This window comes from Kocuria palustris, assembly GCF_007666205.1.
Taxonomy (GTDB): domain Bacteria; phylum Actinomycetota; class Actinomycetes; order Actinomycetales; family Micrococcaceae; genus Kocuria; species Kocuria palustris_A.
The window spans coordinates 116,460-134,762 of the sequence record NZ_VDOR01000004.1 but is presented as its reverse complement, the minus strand read 5'-3'; the positions used below and the strand labels follow the sequence as shown (position 1 = coordinate 134,762).

The 18,303-nt window shown below is 72.2% G+C and carries 15 protein-coding genes; 9 read left to right on the top strand and 6 right to left on the bottom strand.

All coding sequences use genetic code 11. The features are described 5' to 3' along the window. Positions 1–318 precede the first annotated feature (318 nt). From gap to secG, 4 genes are all read left to right on the top strand, one after another. Positions 319–1,323: a type I glyceraldehyde-3-phosphate dehydrogenase gene (gene gap / locus FSY66_RS06445; protein ID WP_144792441.1), complete on the top strand. Its 1,005-nt coding sequence runs from the start codon at positions 319–321 to the stop codon at positions 1,321–1,323. A gap of 185 nt (positions 1,324–1,508) precedes the next feature. Continuing rightward, complete coding sequence (locus tag FSY66_RS06440; RefSeq protein ID WP_144792438.1) at positions 1,509–2,729, top strand: phosphoglycerate kinase; 1,221 nt, start codon at positions 1,509–1,511, stop codon at positions 2,727–2,729. A gap of 93 nt (positions 2,730–2,822) precedes the next feature. Then, positions 2,823–3,638 carry a triose-phosphate isomerase gene (gene tpiA / locus FSY66_RS06435; protein ID WP_144792435.1) on the top strand — a complete coding sequence of 272 codons (816 nt, stop codon included), beginning with the start codon at positions 2,823–2,825 and terminating at the stop codon, positions 3,636–3,638. A 37-nt stretch (positions 3,639–3,675) separates the two neighbouring features. Next, positions 3,676–3,948: a preprotein translocase subunit SecG gene (gene secG / locus FSY66_RS06430; protein ID WP_144792432.1), complete on the top strand. Its 273-nt coding sequence runs from the start codon at positions 3,676–3,678 to the stop codon at positions 3,946–3,948. A 102-nt stretch (positions 3,949–4,050) separates the two neighbouring features. Here the strand turns inward: secG and pgl are convergent, their stop codons facing one another. The 6 genes from pgl to tkt form a co-directional block, all read right to left on the bottom strand. Continuing rightward, positions 4,051–4,818 (bottom strand): 6-phosphogluconolactonase, encoded by a 768-nt coding sequence (gene pgl, locus FSY66_RS06425; protein ID WP_144792428.1) that lies wholly within the window; start codon positions 4,816–4,818, stop codon positions 4,051–4,053. Next, the gene (locus FSY66_RS06420; protein ID WP_144792425.1) at positions 4,815–5,831 is read right to left on the bottom strand and encodes a glucose-6-phosphate dehydrogenase assembly protein OpcA; all 1,017 of its coding nucleotides are present in this window, start codon (positions 5,829–5,831) and stop codon (positions 4,815–4,817) included. Before FSY66_RS06420 ends, pgl begins: the two co-directional genes overlap by 4 nt. Then, positions 5,828–7,372 carry a glucose-6-phosphate dehydrogenase gene (gene zwf, locus FSY66_RS06415; RefSeq protein ID WP_144792422.1) on the bottom strand — a complete coding sequence of 515 codons (1,545 nt, stop codon included), beginning with the start codon at positions 7,370–7,372 and terminating at the stop codon, positions 5,828–5,830. The genes FSY66_RS06420 and zwf overlap by 4 nt, the downstream gene beginning before the upstream one ends. Before the next feature lie 222 nt (positions 7,373–7,594). Continuing rightward, complete coding sequence (locus FSY66_RS06410; RefSeq protein WP_144792420.1) at positions 7,595–9,220, bottom strand: glucose-6-phosphate isomerase; 1,626 nt, start codon at positions 9,218–9,220, stop codon at positions 7,595–7,597. A gap of 229 nt (positions 9,221–9,449) precedes the next feature. After that, entirely contained in the window at positions 9,450–10,556 is a 1,107-nt protein-coding gene (tal, locus tag FSY66_RS06405) for a transaldolase (protein WP_144792418.1), read from the bottom strand. A 115-nt stretch (positions 10,557–10,671) separates the two neighbouring features. After that, positions 10,672–12,834 (bottom strand): transketolase, encoded by a 2,163-nt coding sequence (gene tkt, locus FSY66_RS06400; RefSeq protein ID WP_186304467.1) that lies wholly within the window; start codon positions 12,832–12,834, stop codon positions 10,672–10,674. 296 nt (positions 12,835–13,130) lie between these two features. Here tkt and FSY66_RS06395 point away from each other — a divergent pair, with 296 nt between their 5' ends. From FSY66_RS06395 to FSY66_RS06375, 5 genes are all read left to right on the top strand, one after another. After that, positions 13,131–14,123, top strand: a complete 993-nt coding sequence (locus FSY66_RS06395; protein ID WP_144792414.1) for a heme o synthase — start codon at positions 13,131–13,133, stop codon at positions 14,121–14,123. A gap of 96 nt (positions 14,124–14,219) precedes the next feature. Next, entirely contained in the window at positions 14,220–15,128 is a 909-nt protein-coding gene (locus FSY66_RS06390; RefSeq protein WP_260853539.1) for a dihydrodipicolinate synthase family protein, read from the top strand. Beyond that, positions 15,125–16,123 carry an ABC transporter ATP-binding protein gene (locus tag FSY66_RS06385; protein ID WP_144792412.1) on the top strand — a complete coding sequence of 333 codons (999 nt, stop codon included), beginning with the start codon at positions 15,125–15,127 and terminating at the stop codon, positions 16,121–16,123. Before FSY66_RS06390 ends, FSY66_RS06385 begins: the two co-directional genes overlap by 4 nt. After that, complete coding sequence (locus FSY66_RS06380) at positions 16,120–16,959, top strand: ABC transporter permease (protein ID WP_472650219.1); 840 nt, start codon at positions 16,120–16,122, stop codon at positions 16,957–16,959. Before FSY66_RS06385 ends, FSY66_RS06380 begins: the two co-directional genes overlap by 4 nt. A gap of 178 nt (positions 16,960–17,137) precedes the next feature. Further along, positions 17,138–18,202 carry a COX15/CtaA family protein gene (locus FSY66_RS06375; RefSeq protein ID WP_144792410.1) on the top strand — a complete coding sequence of 355 codons (1,065 nt, stop codon included), beginning with the start codon at positions 17,138–17,140 and terminating at the stop codon, positions 18,200–18,202. Positions 18,203–18,303 lie beyond the last annotated feature (101 nt).

The window sequence follows — 18,303 nt, the reverse complement described above, 5'->3', positions numbered from 1 at the left end:
CGCTGCGGACCGCGTCCCACCCCCAGTGTTGTTTCATGTGGGTTTAGCGCTCCTCGCCGAGCCGTGGCTGTGGGGATTCTTCTGCCATGCACTGGGATTCTCCCCCTCCGCACACTAGACTGGCCGTGACGAGGAGCCGAAAGGGCCGGTGCGCGGCGGATTCCGCGCCCCGGAGGCCGGGGGAGATGCGTTCATGTGCGATCCCTCGGATTCCCAAACGGCCTGCAGCGCGCAGAGGGGTGTCATGCCCCGGCTCGTGCGGCAGACTGGTCGTGCACTCGTCGAAGGACGTCACCGTAGACAAGGAGATCGATCGCAGTGACCATCAAGGTTGGCATCAACGGCTTCGGCCGCATCGGACGCAGCTTCTTCCGCGCAGTGCGCGAGCAGGGCGAGAACATCCAGATCGTGGCTGTCAACGACCTCACCGCTCCGGAGACCCTCGTCCACCTCCTCAAGTACGACTCCATCAACGGCCGCTTCCCGGGCGAGGTGTCCCTGCAGGGCGACAAGCTCGTGGTGGACGGCAACGAGACCGCGCTGCTCTCCGAGCGCGAGCCCTCCGCTCTGCCGTGGGGCGATCTCGGCGTCGACATCGTCGTCGAGTCCACCGGCCTGTTCACCAAGGGCGAGGCCGCCAAGGCGCACCTCGATGCCGGCGCCAAGAAGGTCATCCTCTCGGCACCGGGCAAGGACGTCGACGGCACCTTCGTCTTCGGCGTGAACGAGGACTCGTACGACCCCGCCACCATGAACATCGTCTCCGGCGCCTCGTGCACGACCAACTGCCTGGCGCCCCTGGCCAAGGTCCTCAACGACGAGTTCGGCGTCGAGCGCGGTCTGATGACCACGATCCACGCCTACACCGCCGACCAGCGCCTCCAGGACGCCCCGCACAAGGACCTGCGCCGCGCCCGCGCCGCCGCCCTGAACATGGTCCCCACCACGACCGGCGCCGCCGCGGCTGTCGGCCTGGTGCTGCCGGAGCTGAAGGGCAAGCTGGACGGCTTCGCCGTGCGCGTGCCCACCCCGACCGGCTCGATCGTCGACCTGACCGTCGACGTCGAGAAGGACGTCACCGTCGAGTCGGTGAACGCCGCCCTGAAGAAGGCCGCCGAGGGCCCCATGAAGGGCATCATCGAGTACTCGGAGGACCCGATCGTCTCGAAGGACATCGAGGGCTACCCGGTCTCGACCGTGTTCGACGCGCCGCTGACCAAGGTCATCGGCAACCAGGTCAAGGTCATCGCCTGGTACGACAACGAGTGGGGCTACACCTCCCGCCTCGTCTCCCTGACCAACCTGGTCGCCTCCAAGTTCTGATCCGCAGGGGATCGAACGCCCGTACGGCCCCGGCCGGCTCGGGGCCGTGAGGCACTCCGCGCGCGGGGCCCGCAGCATGGTGCTGCGGCGCCCCGCGCGCCGTCGTCTGCAGGGACGCAGCCGACGCCCGCAGCAGTACCGCCGCGCGAGACGGCGCGGCGCCCGCCCGACGAAGGGAAACCATCATGGCCAAGTCCTTGGACGATCTGCTCGCCGAGGGCGTCTCCGGACGCCGCATCCTGGTCCGCTCCGATCTCAACGTGCCGCTCGACGGCTCGACGGTGACCGACGACGGCCGCGTGCGCGCCTCGCTGCCCGTGATCCAGAAGCTCTCCGACGCGGGCGCCCGCGTCATCGTCACCGCGCACCTCGGCCGGCCGAAGGGGAAGGTCGACCCCCAGTACTCGATCGCCCCCGCCGCGAAGAAGCTGGCCGAGCTCTCCGAGCTCGACGTGGCGGTCGCCGAGGACGTCGTGGGCGAGGACGCCCGGTCCAAGGCGGAGGCGCTGACCGACGGCCAGGTCCTGGTCGTGGAGAACGTGCGCTTCGATGCGCGCGAGACCTCCAAGGACGAGTCCGAGCGCCGAGAGCTCGCGCAGGAGCTGGCCGCGCTGACGGGGGAGGACGGGGCCTTCGTGGGCGACGCCTTCGGCGCCGTGCACCGCAAGCACGCCTCGGTCTACGACATCGCGAAGATCCTGCCGCCCTACCTGGGCGATCTGGTGAAGACCGAGGTCGACGTCCTGACCAAGGTGGTCTCGGACCCGGACCACCCCTTCGTGGTCGTCATGGGCGGGTCGAAGGTCTCGGACAAGCTCGCCGTGATCGAGAACCTGATCGGCCGCGCCGATCAGCTGCTCATCGGCGGCGGCATGGTCTTCACCTTCCTGAAGGCCCAGGGGCACTCGATCGGCTCGTCGCTCGTCGAGGAGGACCAGATCGACACGGTCAAGGGCTACCTGGACCGGGCGGCCGGCCAGGGCACTGAGATCGTGCTCCCGACCGACATCGTGTACGCGGCCGAGTTCAAGGCCGACGCGGAGCACGAGGTCCGCCCCGTCGAGGACATCGAGGGCGGCAGCATCGGCGATTCCGGCATGGGCCTGGACATCGGCCCGGACTCCGCCCGGGCCTTCGCGGAGGCCATCCGCGCGGCCCGGACCATCTTCTGGAACGGCCCCGCGGGCGTGTTCGAGATGGAGGCCTTCGCGGGCGGCACGCGCGCCATCGCCCAGGCGCTGGCCGAGGGCTCCGGCATGTCCGTGATCGGCGGCGGCGACTCGGCCGCGGCCGTGCGCACGCTCGGCTTCGCCGACGACCAGTTCGGCCACATCTCGACCGGCGGCGGCGCATCCCTCGAGTTCATCGAGGGCAAGGAGCTGCCGGGCGTAGCCGTGATGGGCTGACCGACCGCCGCACCCCGCCGCCGCAGGATGCCTCACCGCGGCATCCGGCGGCGGCGCTCAGACCGACCCGCACGACCTCCCGAGGAGACACGCATGACCGCCAAGACCGACGGCACCTTCGACCGCACCCCGCTGATCGCGGGCAACTGGAAGATGAACCTCGACCACCAGCAGGGCGTCGCGCTGCTGCAGAAGCTGACCTGGACCCTCCAGGACGCCCAGCACGACTTCGACCGCGTCGAGGTCGCCGTCTTCCCTCCCTTCACCGACATCCGCTCGGTGCAGACCATCGTGGCCGGCGACGGCCTCCCGGTGCGCTTCGGCGGCCAGGACCTCTCGGATCAGGACTCCGGGGCCTACACGGGCGACATCTCGGGCGAGATGCTGGCCAAGCTGGACTGCACCTACGTGATCGTCGGGCACTCCGAGCGCCGCACCGTCCACGGCGAGACCGACGAGCAGTGCCTGGCCAAGATCGAGGCCGCGCACCGCCACGGCCTGGTCCCGATCCTGTGCGTCGGCGAGGGCCTCGACGTCCGCGAGGCCGGCCGGCACGTCGAGCACACGCTCGAGCAGGTGCGCGGCTCGATCCAGGGCCTGCCCGCGGAGAAGGTCGCCGAGCTCGTGGTGGCCTACGAGCCCGTGTGGGCCATCGGCACCGGCAAGGTCGCCGGGCCCGAGGACGCCCAGGAGATGGCCGCCGCCATCCGTGCGGAGATCGGGAAGCTCTACGACGAGCAGACCGCCGCCTCGACGCGCATCCTCTACGGCGGGTCGGTCAAGGCCAAGAACGTCGCCGAGATCCTCGGCGGCAAGGACGTCGACGGAGCCCTCGTCGGCGGCGCCAGCCTCGACGCGGACGAGTTTGCTAGCATTGCGAAGTTCGAGCAGCACCTGACGACCGACTGATCCGCGGCTGCCCGAGACGCGACTTCGAGGGAGATCCATGGCGATCCTGCAAGACATCCTGCTGGCGGTCATCGTGCTCACCAGCGTCCTGGCGATCATCCTGGTCCTGCTCAACAAGGGCAAGGGCGGTGGTCTCTCGGACATGTTCGGCGGCGGCATGACCCAGTCGCTGAACACCTCGGGCGTCGCGCAGAAGAACCTCGTGCGCCTGACCACCACGGTGATCGTGGTGTGGGCGCTGTGCATCGCGGCGTTCGGGATCACCATGCGATTCGTCGAGACCGGAGGCGCCGCCCCCGCGGGTCTGTGACCCGCGCCGGTCCCCAGGTTGCAGAACGGCCCCGCCTCCCATGGGAGGCGGGGCCGTTCTGCTGCGCTCGGGCGGCCCTGGGCGGCGGCCCTGGGCGGCGGCTCAGGCGCGGTCGCCCAGGGCGTCCGGGGTCGCGAACAGGGCCGTCGAGGCGGTGCCGCGCACACCGCAGGCCGGCGTCCGATCGACGGGGCCGCCGTCGAGCAGGCGCCCCACGGCCTCGGCCTTGTCCTGCCCGGCCACCACGAACCACACATGCGATGCCGTGCGGATCAGCGGCAGCGCCATGGACACGCGCCGGGCCGGGGGCTTGGGGGAGTCGTGCACGGCCACGACGGTGGCCGCCTCGATGCCGAGCTCGTCGCGGCCCGGGAACATCGACGCGACATGCCCGTCGGGGCCGACGCCCAGCAGCGCGACGTCGAGGAGAGGCAGCTGCTGCGTGCCCTGATCGGCCGCGGCCGCGCGCAGCTCGTCGAGGTAGTCGGCCGCCGCCTCCTCGGGCGAGGCGAACTCGTCCGCGCTGCCGATGATGTGGACGTTCTCCGGCGGCACCTGGAACTCCGGGGCGGACTCGGTCAGGGCGTCCATGGCCTGCTGGACGTTGCGCTCGGAGTCCCCGCGGGGGAGGAAGCGCTCGTCCGACCACCAGAAGTCCACCCTGGACCAGTCCGGGCCGCGGTCGGAGGTCCGGGACGTCGCGGCCAGAGCCGCGATCGTGCGCGTGCCCATGCTGCCGCCAGTCAGCGCGATCGAGGCGCGGCCCCGCTCGGCCTGCGCGTCGACCAGCACCTGCAGCACCCGCTGGGTCACGAGCTCCGCGAGGGAGTCCTTGTCCGGGGCGGTCGAGATCTCGAGTGCGTCGGTCATGCCTGCTCCTGCTCCTCGTCGTCTGCGGGGCGGGCCGGGTCGGCTCCGTCCGGGTCCGTGTCCTGCTCGCCGGCCGCCGCGCGCGCCGTCGCCTGATCGCGCTCGAAGGCCCCGACCGAGCGCAGGACGTCGCCGTAGACCTCGTCCGGGTCCAGGCGCCGCAGCTCCTCGGCCAGGCAGGCGCTGAGCGAGCGGTGGGGCAGGGCGACCTTCTGGTCCTGCTGGCCGGGCTGGCTCAGGGTGGCCAGGGTGTCGCCGGGTCGGTCCAGGACGATCTCGCCGCCCTCGCGGACCAGGCGGACCGTGTCCAGCCCGTGCGTCGAGCGCTCGGGGTGGATGAGGCGCACGGGGCACTCGAGCCGGGAGCCCAGCCAGGCGCCGAGCAGCCGCACGCGGGACGAGTCGTCGGCGCCCGTGATGACGATCTCGCGCATGGGGCTGGCCGGGGCCTGCTCGTAGGCGGCCGAGAGCTGGACGCGCCACATGGTCAGCCGGGTCCAGGAGATGTCGGTGTCGCCGGGGCGGTAGTTCTCGGCGAGGTCCGACAGGCAGGTCACGACGTCGCCCGCGGTCGTCGAATCGGTGATGCGACGGTGCGCGATCCGCCCGATCGAGGACTCCGCCGGGTTCGCCGGCACGCGGTGCGGCCACCAGGCGACGATCGGGGCATCGGGCAGCAGCAGGGCGGAGACCAGGGCCTCCGACGGGACGGCGAGCTCGCCGTAGCCGTGCAGCACGACGACCTCCGAGGCGCCCGCATCGCCGCCGGCGCGCACCTGGGCGTCCAGGCGGGTCGAGTCGTGGGACGAGTGGGCCACGTGCATGATGATCCGGCACGGATGCTCGTGCGAGGCCTGGACGGCGGCGTCGAGGGCCTTCTCGGAGTGACCCGCCTCGGCCACGATCACGAGGGTCAGGACACGGCCCAGGGTGACCACGCCGCTCTCGTCGCGCAGCCGCTGCAGCGTCTTGTCGATGTCGGCGGTGGTGGTGTTCTCGAGTGTGACGATCACGGACGCCTCCAGGTCCTTCCTTCTCGCTGCATCAGCCGGTCGGCGGATGCGGGTCCCCAGGATCCGGGGGCGTAGGTCTCCGGGCGGATGTCGTGCTCGGCCCAGTGCTGCTCGAAGGGGTCCAGGATCCGCCACGAGAGCTCGACCTCCTGATGGTCGGGGAACAGCGGCGGCTCGCCGAGCAGCACGTCCAGGATCAGCCGCTCATAGGCCTCGGGGGAGGACTCGGTGAAGGCGTGGCCGTAGCCGAAGTCCATCGTGACGTCGCGGATCTCGGACTGCGTGCCCGGGACCTTCGAGCCGAAGCGGATCGTCACGCCTTCATCGGGCTGGATCCGGATGACCACCGCGTTCTGCCCGAACTCCTCCGTGTCGTGCGGGGTGAACAGGCGGTTGGGGGTGCGCTTGAAGATCACGGCGATCTCGGTGACGCGCCGCCCCAGGCGCTTGCCCGCGCGCAGGTAGAAGGGGACGCCCTGCCAGCGCCGGTTGTCGACCTCCAGGCGCAGGGCGGCGAAGGTCTCCGTGCGGGAGTCGGCGGGGATGTCCTGCTCCTCCAGGAAGCCCTTGACCTGCTCGCCGCCCTGCAGACCGGCCCCGTACTGGCCGATCGACGAGGACGCGCCGAGGTCGTCGCCGAGCACGACCGCCGAGAGCACCTTGGCCTTCTCGTAGCGCAGGGCGCGCGCGGTGAAGCTGCCGGGCTCCTCCATGGCGGTCAGCGCGAGCAGCTGCAGCAGATGGTTCTGGATGACGTCGCGCGCCGCTCCCACGCCGTCGTAGTAGCCGGCGCGGGTGCCGATGCCGATCGACTCGGCCATGGTGATCTGCACGTGATCGATGTGATCGGCGTTCCACAGCGGCTCGTACATCGCGTTGGCGAAGCGCATGGCCAGGATGTTCTGGACCGTCTCCTTGCCGAGGTAGTGATCGATCCGGAAGATCGCGTCGTGGGAGAAGACGCTCTCGACGATCGAGTTGAGCTCCTTGGCGGATTCGAGGTCGTGGCCGAAGGGCTTCTCGATCACGACGCGGCGCCAGCCCTCGGCCTCCTCGTTCTCGGCGAGGCCGTGCTCGGCCAGCTGCTGGCACACGAGCTCGAAGGCCTTGGGCGGGATCGAGAGGTAGAACGCGTGATTGCCGCGCGTGCCGCGGTCCTCGTCGAGCTCCGACAGCACGGCGGCCAGGCGGTCGTAGGCCTCGGAGTCGTCGAACTCGCCCTGCACGAAGCGCAGGCCCGCGGCGAACTGCTGCCACACCGTCTCCTGGAACCCCGTGCGGGCGTTGTCCTCGACGGACCGGCGCGCGTAGTCGCGGAAGTCGTCGTGGCTCCAGTCGCGTCGGCCGAAGCCGACCAGGGAGAACGAGGGCGGCAGCAGGCCCCGGTTCACCAGGTCGTACATGGCGGGCAGCAGCTTCTTGCGCGCGAGGTCGCCGGTCACGCCGAACAGGACGAGGGCCGACGGCGCCGCCACGCGGGCGAGGCGCCGATCGCGCGGATCGCGCAGCGGGTTGGTCGTGGGCGGTGCGGAGTTCGGCACGGGGCTCCTCTGGAGAGCGGGGCTGGGAAGCGACGGGGCGGGCGGCGCCGAGGATGTCGGCGGCGCCCGGGCCGGTCCGAGACTACTCCTGTCGGAGGCGGGGCGGAGCGGCGGGAAGCACCAGGGGCCCGACGCGGTCGGGCCCCTGGCGGCGCCGGGCGGGCCCGACGCGGCACGGCGCGGGGTCGCAGCCCGGAGGCCGGCGGCTCCGCGCCGTGCGGATCAGCGGCCGAGGATCGCGTGCAGGACGTCGAGCACCTGGCTGACGCCGGTCTCGCGATCGGTCAGGCGCAGCTGCAGCACGGGGCGGCCGTGCTCGCGCAGGACCTGGGCATCGCCGTCGGCCTGGGCCGAGATCAGCTCGCCGAAGGTGAAGTCGCCGCCGGGGATCTCCAGATCCGTGTCGGAGGCGGCCGCGATCTGCAGGAACGCGCCCACGGAGGTCCCGCCCTTGTGGAACTGGCCCGTCGAGTGCAGGAAGCGCGGCCCCCAGCCGAAGGTCGTCGGGCGGCGCGTGATGCGGGCCAGCAGCGCCCGGGAGTCCTCGAGCTCCGTCCAGGTCAGGCGATCGAAGTACGCCTGGATCGCGAGGTAGCCGTCGGCCGGGAGGGACCTGAGCAGGGCCTCGACGGCGCTGCGCAGGTCCCGGGCGCCGGACAGCAGCGCGGCGTCGCCGCGGATCTCGACGGAGCCGTCCACGAGATCCGCGGGGGCGGGCTCGGGCTTTTCCGCCAGGACGGCGCGCGTGGCGACCTTCGCGGACTCGACGTCGGGCTGGTCGAAGGGGTTGATCCGCAGCAGGGCGCCGGCCACGGCGGTCGCCGTCTCCCACAGCAGCATCTGGGCGCCGAGGGAGCCCGACACGGCCACCGCGTCGACGTCGCCGCTGAGCAGGCTCTCGTCGTCCGCCGAGACCAGCAGGGCCGGCAGGACGTCGGAGGCCACCGGAGCGGACAGCTCGGGCGCGTCGTCCCCGACGACGACCGGGAGCAGGCCGGTGCCGAGCTTGCCCGTGGACTCGGCGATGAGCTGCTCGGCCCAGTCGGCGAAGCCCACGATGCCCGAGCCGCGGTCCTGGAGCACGATCTTGTCCCGCAGCGGCGTCGTGCCGCCCAGGGCCGCGCCCAGGCGCAGCGCCAGGTTGTCGTCGGCGTCCTCGCGCAGCATCTCCGAGGCGGTCTCGGCGTCATCGAGGAGCCCGACGATGTCGGCTCCGGCCAGACCCGAGGGAACCAGGCCGAAGGCGGTCAGCGCCGAGAAGCGCCCGCCCACGGTGGCATCGGCGTTGAAGACCGCCCGGTAGCCGGCCTCGCGGGCGGCGCCGTCAAAGGGGGAGCCGGGATCGGTGACCACGACCAGCCGGCGCGCGGGGTCGATGCCCGCGTCGGTGAAGGCCTTCTCGAAGGCTCGGCGCGCGGAGTCGGTCTCGACGGTCGAGCCGGACTTCGAGGAGATGATCGCGGCGGTGCGGCCGATGCGATCGGACAGCGCCGCCCGGACCATCACGGGATCGGTCGAGTCGAGCACGAACAGCTCGACGCCGGCGGTGCGCGTGATCACCTCGGGGGCCAGGGACGACCCGCCCATGCCGGCGAGCACGAAGCGGTCGACGCCCTCCGCGGCGAACGAGTCGCGCAGGTCGAGGATCTCCTGGACGAGCGGGCGGGAGACGTCGTGCGCGTCGACCCAGCCCAGGCGCTTGGCGGCCTCCTCCTCGGCCTCGGGGCCCCACAGGGTGTGGTCCTTGGCGAACAGCCGCGAGGCGAAGCGGTCCGCGGCGAGCTGGGGGACGTGCCGGTCGATGGCTTCGCGGGCTGCCCCCGCGGCGGTGACGGAAAGAGTGCTCATGATGTCCTCTCGCAGTGCGGGGCGGGATGCGGCCGTGGACGACCGCCCCGCCCGGCGATCCATTGCTTCGGTCCTTCGGCGGTGGTGCGGGGTCTGTGCTGCCGGGCCCGCGGCATCGCTCGCTGCGGCGCGCGGCCGCGGCGCACGATGCCGCTTCGCCGGGGGCCGGCCGCGGCGAGGACGAGGGCTGCGCCCTGCCGTCGCGGCGGCGGCCCGAGTGCCGAGCAGGTCAGCGCGCGGCGTCGAGGGCCGACTGCACCGTCTCGAGCAGCTCTGCCCAGGAAGCCTCGAACTTCTCGACGCCCTCCTTCTCGAGCAGCCGCACGACGTCGTCGTAGTCGATGCCCAGCTCCGCGAGGCGGTCCAGGTGCGCATCGGACTCGTCGTACGTGCCGGTGATGGTGTCGCCGGAGACCTCCGAGTGGTCGGCGACGGCGTCGAGGGTCTTCTCCGGCATGGTGTTCACGACGTCGGCGGCGACCAGGCCGTCCACGTAGAGGGTGTCCGGCAGGGAGGGGTCCTTGGTGCCGGTCGAGGCCCACAGAGGGCGCTGGGCGTTGGCGCCGGCCGAGGCCAGGCGGGCCCACCGCTCGGTCGAGAACGCCTCCTGGTAGACCTGGTAGGCCAGGCGGGCGTTGGCCAGGCCGGCCTTGGACTTGAGCGCCGCGGCCTCCTCGGTGCCGACGGCGTCCAGGCGCTTGTCGATCTCCGAGTCCACGCGGGAGACGAAGAACGAGGCCACCGAGTGGATCCGGGAGAGGTCCTTGCCGTTCTCCAGAGCCTGCTCGAGGCCCGTCTGGAAGGCGTTGATCACGGCGCGGTAGCGCTCGAGCGAGAAGATCAGGGTCACGTTGACCGAGATGCCCTCGGCCAGGGTGGCGGTGATCGACGGCAGCCCGGCCTCGGTGGCCGGGATCTTGATCAGCACGTTGTCGCGGTCGATGGTCTGCGACAGGCGCTGGGCCATGTCCGAGGTCGCGTCCGCGTCATGCGCCATGCGGGGGTCGACCTCGATGGACACGCGGCCGTCGCGGCCCTGGGTCGCCTCGGCGATCGGGGCGAAGACGTCGCAGGCGTCGCGGACGTCGTCCGTGGTGATGCGGAAGACGGCGTCGTCGACGTCGGCGCCGTCGGCGGCGAGCTGACGGACCTGCTCCTCGTAGGACTCGCCCTTGGACAGGGCGCTGGCGAAGATCGTGGGGTTCGTCGTGACGCCGACCACGTCCTTGGTGTCGATGAGCTCCTGCAGGTTGCCCGTGGTCAGGCGCTCGCGGGACAGGTCGTCGAGCCAGATGGAGACTCCGGCCTGGGAGAGCTTGGCGGTGGTGTCGGTCATGTGATGCTCCTGGGTTCGAGGGATCGTCGGTGCGCCTGCGGACAGGCGCGGCTGGGAATGGTCTGGGGGAGGTGGCGGCCCGGCGCCGGCGGGCGGTGCCGGGCCGCCGCTGCCCTCACCGGGCCGCGGAGATCGACTCCTTGGCCTGCTGGACGACGGCCTCGGCGGTGATGCCGAACTCGCGGTAGAGGCGCTCGTAGTCGGCGGAGGCGCCGAAGTGCTCGAGGGAGACGGCGCGACCGGTCGAGCCGAGGAGGTCGCGCCACGACATGGCGATCCCCGCCTCGACCGTCACGCGGGCGCCCAGGTCCCGCGGGATGACCGCATCGCGGTAGTCCTGGTCCTGGGCGTCGAACCACTCGCGGCACGGCATGGACACGACGCGCGCGCCGATGCCCTCCGCCTTGAGCTGCTCGCGGGCCTCGACGGCCAGCTGCACCTCGGAGCCGGTGCCGATCAGCACGACGTCGAGCGACGTGCCCTCGGGGGCATCGGCCAGGACGTAGCCGCCCTTGGCGACGCCCTCGGCGGAGGCGAAGGCCTCGCCCTCGCCGTCGGGGTGGAGGTCCTCGCGGCGGAACGTGGGGACGTTCTGCCGGGTCAGCGCCAGGCCGGAGGGGTTCTCCGTGGTCTCCAGGATCGTCCGCCACGCGATCGAGGTCTCGTTGGCGTCCGCCGGGCGCACGACGTTCAGGCCAGGGATCGCGCGCAGCGTGCTGAGCTGCTCGACGGGCTGGTGCGTGGGGCCGTCCTCGCCCAGGCCGATCGAGTCGTGCGTCCAGATGTAGATCGACGGGACCTTCATGAGCGCGCCCAGTCGCACGGCCGGGCGCTGGTAGTCCGAGAAGATCAGGAACGTCCCGGAGAACGCGCGGGTCTGCGACGACATGGTGATGCCGTTGACGATCGCGGCGGCGGCGTGCTCGCGGATGCCGAAGTGCAGGACGCGGCCGTAGGGGTCGGCCGAGAACTTCTTGGTCGTGCGGCTCGACGGGTTGAACGAGTTCGCCGACTCGATCGTGGTGTTGTTCGAGCCCGCGAGGTCGGCGGAGCCGCCCCAGAGCTCGGGGAAGGTGTCCGCGATCGCGTTGATGACGCTGCCGGAGGCCTTGCGGGTGGCCATGGTCTCCCCGGCAGGGAACTGCGGGAACGCGTCCGCGTAGCCCTCGGGCAGGCGGCCCTCGCGCAGGCGGTCGTAGAGCTCCGCGCGCTCGGGGTGGGCCGAGCGCCACTGCTCGAAGGACTTCTCCCACTGCTCGCGGTCGGCCTTGCCGCGCTGCACGAGCTCGCGGGTGTGCGCCAGGACCTCGTCATCGATCGCGAAGCTCTGCTCGGCGTCGAAGCCGAGGATCCGCTTGGTCGCGGCGAGCTCGTCGGACCCGAGCTTGGAGCCGTGGATGCCGCCGGTGTTCTGCTTGTTCGGGGCCGGGTAGCCGATGATCGTCTTGAGGCAGATCAGCGACGGGCGCCCGGTCTCGGCCTCGGCGGCCTTGATCGCGGCGAAGAGGGCGTCGACGTCCTCGACGTACTCGGTGCCGTTGGGCCCGCCCGCGGTCCAGTCGACGGACTGGACGTGCCAGCCGTAGGCCTCGTAGCGCTTGGCGACGTCCTCGGTGAAGGCGACGTCGGTGTCGTCCTCGATCGAGATCTGGTTCTGGTCGTAGATCGCGATGAGGTTGCCGAGCTCCTGGTGCCCGGCCAGCGACGACGCCTCGGAGGTGACGCCCTCCTGGAGGTCGCCGTCGGAGACGATCGTGTACACGTGGTGGTCGAACACGGACTCGCCCGGGGCCGACTCGGGGTCGAACAGGCCGCGGGTGTAGCGCTGCGCGTAGGCGAACCCGACGGCCGAGGAGAGGCCCTGCCCGAGCGGGCCGGTGGTGATCTCGACGCCGGCGGTGTGGCGGTACTCGGGGTGGCCGGGAGTCTTGGAGTCCCACGTGCGCAGCGATTCGAGGTCCTCCATCTCGAGCCCGAACCCGCCCAGGAACAGCTGGATGTACAGCGTCAGGGAGGTGTGCCCTGGGGAGAGGACGAACCGGTCGCGGCCGGTCCAGCGGTCGTCGCTGGGGTCGTGGCGCATCACCTTCTGGTAGAGGAGGTAGGCGGCCGGGGCCAGGCTCATGGCCGTGCCGGGATGTCCCGAGCCCACCTTCTCCACGGCGTCCGCGGCGAGCACGCGGACGGTGTCCACGGCGCGGCGATCGACATCGGTCCAGGTGAGTGACTGATCAGACTGAGGCACAGGAGCACTGTCCTTTCTTGGCGTACAAGGCATCGCCCGCCGACCGGCGGCGATGCCGGGCTGTGCGTCCAGCGTAGATCACGCCCCGGGCATCGGAAGGGGCCGTTTCTGCGGTTTGCCTGTGGGCGTACGGCCGCGTCCCACGCCCCCCCCCGGCGGGGCGCAGGAGCGGTCCGCGCTGCGAAGGTCTAGACTGGGACAGATCATCGGCGCCGCCGCGCAGCCGGCGGGGCCGAGCGCATCCGGGCCCCGGGTCGGCCCCATCGCGCGATCCGCATCCGCCGTCGTCCCCGCACCGCCCCAGCATCGTCCCCAGGGAGTCAGTTCACGTGAGTTCAGCGCAGGCCTCCAGGCATGCCGCACCGACCGGGTCCCAGCCCGCGGCGACCCCTGGCCGGGAGCCGCGCAGGACGAGTCCGGGCCGGCGGGTGCAGGCCTACCTGCAGCTGATGAAGCTGCGCATCGTCGAGCTCCTGCTCGTGGCCACGGTGCCCACCATGATCTTCGCCCATCACCATCAGGGCGGCAGCGGGTTCCCGAGCATCTGGCTGATCCTGGTGACCCTCGTCGGCGGCACGCTCTCGGCCGGGGCCGCCGGGGCCTTCAACTCGTACATCGACCGCGAGTCGGACCGGCTGATGAAGCGGACGTCCAAGCGCCCGCTCGTCACGCGCGTCGTCGCCGACTGGGAGGCGCTGGCCCTGGGCTGGGTGCTCTCCGTCGTCTCCGTCCTGCTCTTCGCGCTGGCCGTCAACGTCCTGACGGGCGTGCTCACGGCCGCCGCGATCTTCCTCTACGCGGTCTTCTACTCGATCATCCTCAAGCGCCGCACGAGCCAGAACATCGTCTGGGGCGGCGTCGCCGGCTGCATGCCCGTGCTGATCGCGTGGGCCGCTGTCACCGGGACGGTCCAGGCGCCGGCGCTCGTGCTGTTCGCCGTGATCTTCCTGTGGACGCCGCCGCACTACTGGCCGCTGTCCATGAAGTACGCCGATGACTACGCCCGCGCCGGGATCCCCATGCTCGGTGCGATCGCCCCCGAGGGCCGCGTGGCCAGCCAGGTCGTGCTCTACGCCTGGGCCACCGTCATCTGCTCGCTGCTGCTGGTCCCGGTGGGCGGCGCCGGCTGGGTCTACGCGGTCGTGACGCTGGCCGCCGGGGCCTGGTTCCTGCTGCAGTGCCACCGCCTGCTCGGTCTGGCCAATGCCGCGGAGCCCACCTCGACCCAGGCCATGAAGGTCTTCCACGGGTCCATCACGTACCTGAGCCTGGTCTTCGTCGCCGTGGCCGTGGACCCGTTCCTGGGCGGCCCGATCCTCTGATCGCCCCGACCCGCTGATCCTCACTCGAGGCCCTGCAGCCCCGCGCCGCCGCGCCTCGCCCCCCTGCCACCCGTCGTCCCGCCGAGGAGCGTGAGCATGCTCAGGATGGACTTCTCCGGGCTGATCGCCTATCCGGTCACGCCGTTCACCACCTCGGGCGCCGTCGACCTGCCCGAGCTCGCCCGACAGGTCGAGTCGCTGGCCGAGACCGGCGTGGACGCGATCTGCGTGCTCGGCACCGCGGGCTCCTTCGCCTACCTGAGCTCCGAGGAGCGCGGGACCGTCGTGCGCACGGCGGTCCGGGCCGCGGCCGGCTCGCAGGTCCCGGTCGGAGCGGGGGTCTCCGCCATGACCACCCAGGACGTGCTCGAGCTCGCGTGGGATGCGGAGAACGCCGGGGCCGACGGACTCGTGCTCAATCCGCTGTCCTACGTCGCCCTGCGCTCCCCGGAGATCGCGGATCAGGTGGAGACCGTGGCCTCGTCCGTCGCGCTGCCGCTGTGCCTGGACAACAATCCGTCGACCACGGGCTTCGTGTACCCGATCGACCTGGCGGCCGAGCTGAGCGACCTGGGCAACGTGGTGGCCTTCAAGGACACGGTCGACTCCGAGCGCGCCCTGCAGAACCGCCGGCACCTCTTCCGCGAGCTGGCCGGGCCGGGCGTGGGCTACGGCATCGCGGGGACCTCCCTCATCCTGGCCGCCGCGGATCCCGGGATCGCCTGGCACACCGGCTTCGCGGCCGCTCTGCCGCGGGAGTGGGTCGCCTTCCGGGCAGCCGCGGCCGCCGGCGACATCGAGCTCGTGGAGCGCTGGCGGCGGGCGTTCTCGCCGCTGATCGAGGTTCTGCGCTGGGAGCGTCCGCTGAGCTCCATCTACGCGCTCAACGACATCTGCGGTCAGCACACCGCTCCGCCGCGCCGGCCCCTGCACCCCGTGGCCACACCCAGCCGCGAGCGCATCCGCGCCGCCGTGCGGCAGCTGCGAGCGGAGATGGGCCAGTGACCGCGGGGGCCGAGGCCCTCGAGATCCGCGACCTGGTCAAGGCCTTCCCGGCCCGGCGCGGCTCCGGGCGCCGACGTCGCGGCGCGGCCGCCGAGATGCCGGCGGAGACGCCCAGGGCGCGGGCCGTCGACGGGATCAGCCTGACCGCTCGCCGCGGCGAGGTCACCGCGCTGCTCGGGCCCAACGGCGCCGGCAAGACCACGACGCTCGAGTGCGCCCAGGGGCTGCAGCGCCCCACCTCCGGCACCGTGCGGCTGCTCGGGGAGCAGCCGTGGGGCGCGGCGCCGTCGCTGCGCGCGCGGGTGGGGGTCATGCTCCAGGACGGCGGCCTCCCGCAGGCCTCGCGGGCCGGGGAGTACCTGCGCCACATCACGGCGATGTACCAGGATCCCATCCCCGCCGAAGAGCTGCAGGAGCGCCTGGGCATCGGGTCGTTCGCCGGCACGCCGCTGCGCCGTCTCTCGGGCGGCCAGCGCCAGCGCGTGGCCCTGGCCGCCGCGCTGGCCGGCAGACCCGAGATCGTGTTCCTGGACGAGCCCTCGGCCGGGCTGGACCCGCAGTCCCGTGCGGCGGTCTTCGAGCTGATCGACGAGCAGCGCGCGAGCGGGACCGCGGTCGTGCTCACCACGCACCTGCTGGACGACGCCCAGCGGCTGGCGGATCACGTGGTGATCGTCGACGGCGGCACGGTCCGCGCGGCCGGCTCCGTGACCGAGCTGATCGCGGGCGACGGCCGCTCGGGGGCGCTGCGGATCGAGCTGACCGAGCATCAGCGCCGCCGCTGGGAGCGGCGGCCGCCCGAGCTGGGCCGCGACGGCCTGAGGGTGGCCGTCGACCGGCATCGGGTCGTCATCAGCGGAGCGGTCCGGCCGCAGGACGTCGCCGCGGCGGCGGCCTGGCTCGAGGCCTCCGGCGAGCTGCCCGTCTCCCTGAGCCTCCAGCCGCGGTCGCTGGAGGATGTGTTCCTGGAGCTGTCGGGGAGGAGAATGCGATGAAGGAGCCAGCAGCGATCGCAGAGCGGGAGGCCGCATCGGAGGGCGGGCCCGAGCCGAGCCCGCAGGCCCCCCGGCGGATGTCCCGGCCCGCCCCGGCGGCGCGTCGGATCGCGGCCCAGGCCGGCTACGAGACGCGCGCCATGCTGCGCAACGGCGAGCAGCTGCTGCTGCTGATCATCCTGCCGGTCATGGCGCTGTTCGCGCTGACCTGGACGGACCTGCTCGACGGCTTCCTGCCCGCCGGCGCGCAGCGGATCGATCTCGCGGTGCCGGGTGTCCTGGCGCTGTGCGTGATCTCGAACGCGTTCTCCGGCCAGGGCATCCAGACGGGCTTCGACCGCCGCTACGGCGTGCTGCGCCAGCTGTCGACCACCCCGCTGGGCCGCTTCGGGCTGATCGCGGGAAAGTCCGCGGCCGTCCTCGCGGTCCTCGCCGTCCAGACGATCCTGATCTCGGCGGTGGCCCTGCTGCTCGGCTGGCGGCCGGAGCCCGGGCGGCTCGCCGCCGCGCTGGCGGTCCTCGTCCTCGGCGCAGCGGTGTTCACGGGCCTGGGCATGCTGGTGGCCGGGACCCTGCGCGCCGAGGCGACGCTGGCCGTCGTGAACCTGCTGTGGGTGCTGCTGGCGGCCGCGGGCGGCACCCTCGCGCCGTCGAGCGCCCTGCCCGGCGTGCTGGGATGGGCGGTCGCGGCGCTTCCCTCGGCCGCGCTGGGGGAGTCGCTGCGGCTGATCCTGCTCGGCGCCGGTCAGTGCCCTCTGGTGCTGCACCTGGCGATCCTGCTGGGCTGGGGGCTGATCGGGTGGCCGGCCGCCGTGCGCTTCTTCCGCTGGAGCTGACGGCCGCTCGGATGGAGGGCCCGCCGATCGGGACTAGACTGGGATCATCCCCGCTGCGCGCCCGGGCAGCCCTTCCGGGGCAGTCCCCGCGGCGCCCGCACCGGCCCCGCTGCGGGTCGTCCGGGCAGGACGCGCGGCGGACCGCGCATCGACCCCTTCAGACCCTGGACGTGAGCACGTGAGCACCCCTCCCTCGGCACCGGCGCCGGCACCCTCGGACCACCGCGACGGACGGGAGGAGGCCGCGGCCGTCGAGGCCGCTCGCCGCGAGCCCGTCGGATTCGTGCTGCGCGGCGAGGTCGACGGCTGGGTGCGGTTCACCGCCTGGGCCTCGCTGGTGGCCAACATGCTCCTGATCCTCACCGGCGGCCTCGTCCGGCTCACCGGATCCGGCCTGGGCTGCCCCACGTGGCCCATGTGCACCGAGGAGTCCTGGACCTCGACCCCGGAGATGGGCCTGCACGGCATCATCGAGTTCGGCAACCGCACCCTGACCGGCGTGCTGATGATCGTGGCCGTGCTGGCCTTCCTGGCGGTCGTGCGCATGGCCGGGCGCCACACGTCGCTCTTCGTGCTCACGCTGCTGCTCGGGCTGGGCATCCCGCTGCAGGCCGTCGTGGGCGGGATCACCGTGCTCACGGGCCTGAACCCCTGGGTCGTGGGCATCCACTTCGTGATCTCCAGCGTCATGATCGCCCTGGCCGCCATGCTCGTGAACAAGACCCGCCGCCTGAGCCTGGAGCACGTGGCCCGCGCCGAGCTGCGCGGGCAGGCCCCGGAGCAGCGCGGGCGCATCCGCCTGCTCGCCGGCGCCCTCGGAGTCCTGGCGGCACTGATCGTCTACGTCGGCACCCTGGTGACCGGAACGGGGCCCCACGCCGGCGACGCCGGGGAGGTCGTGCGCCACACGTTCGACGCGGTGGCCATCACCCGCCTGCATGCGGTGCCGGTCTACCTCGTGGTGGCCCTGGTCCTGCTGGGTCTGCTCCTCGGGCGGCGCAGCTGGCCGATGGCGGTGCGCCGGTCCCTGCAGCTCGTGGGCATGGTCGTGATCCTGCAGGCGCTGATCGGCTTCTACCAGTACTTCAACGGGCTGCCCATCCTGGTGGTCGCCCTGCACCTGATCGGCTCGGCGATCTTCGTCGCCGTCGTCGCCATGGCCGTCGAGAAGGCCTTCCACGTGACCTCCGAGACCCCCGTCCGCGCCGAGTCCGAGCTGCGCGACGGCCCCGTCACCGTCTGAGCCCTCCGCGGCATCGCCTGCGCCGGCCGGCGCCCCCGGCCCCGCGGCCCCTCCGATCCGATCGGAGGGGCCGTCGTCGGCCATGCGCCTCACCACGGCGG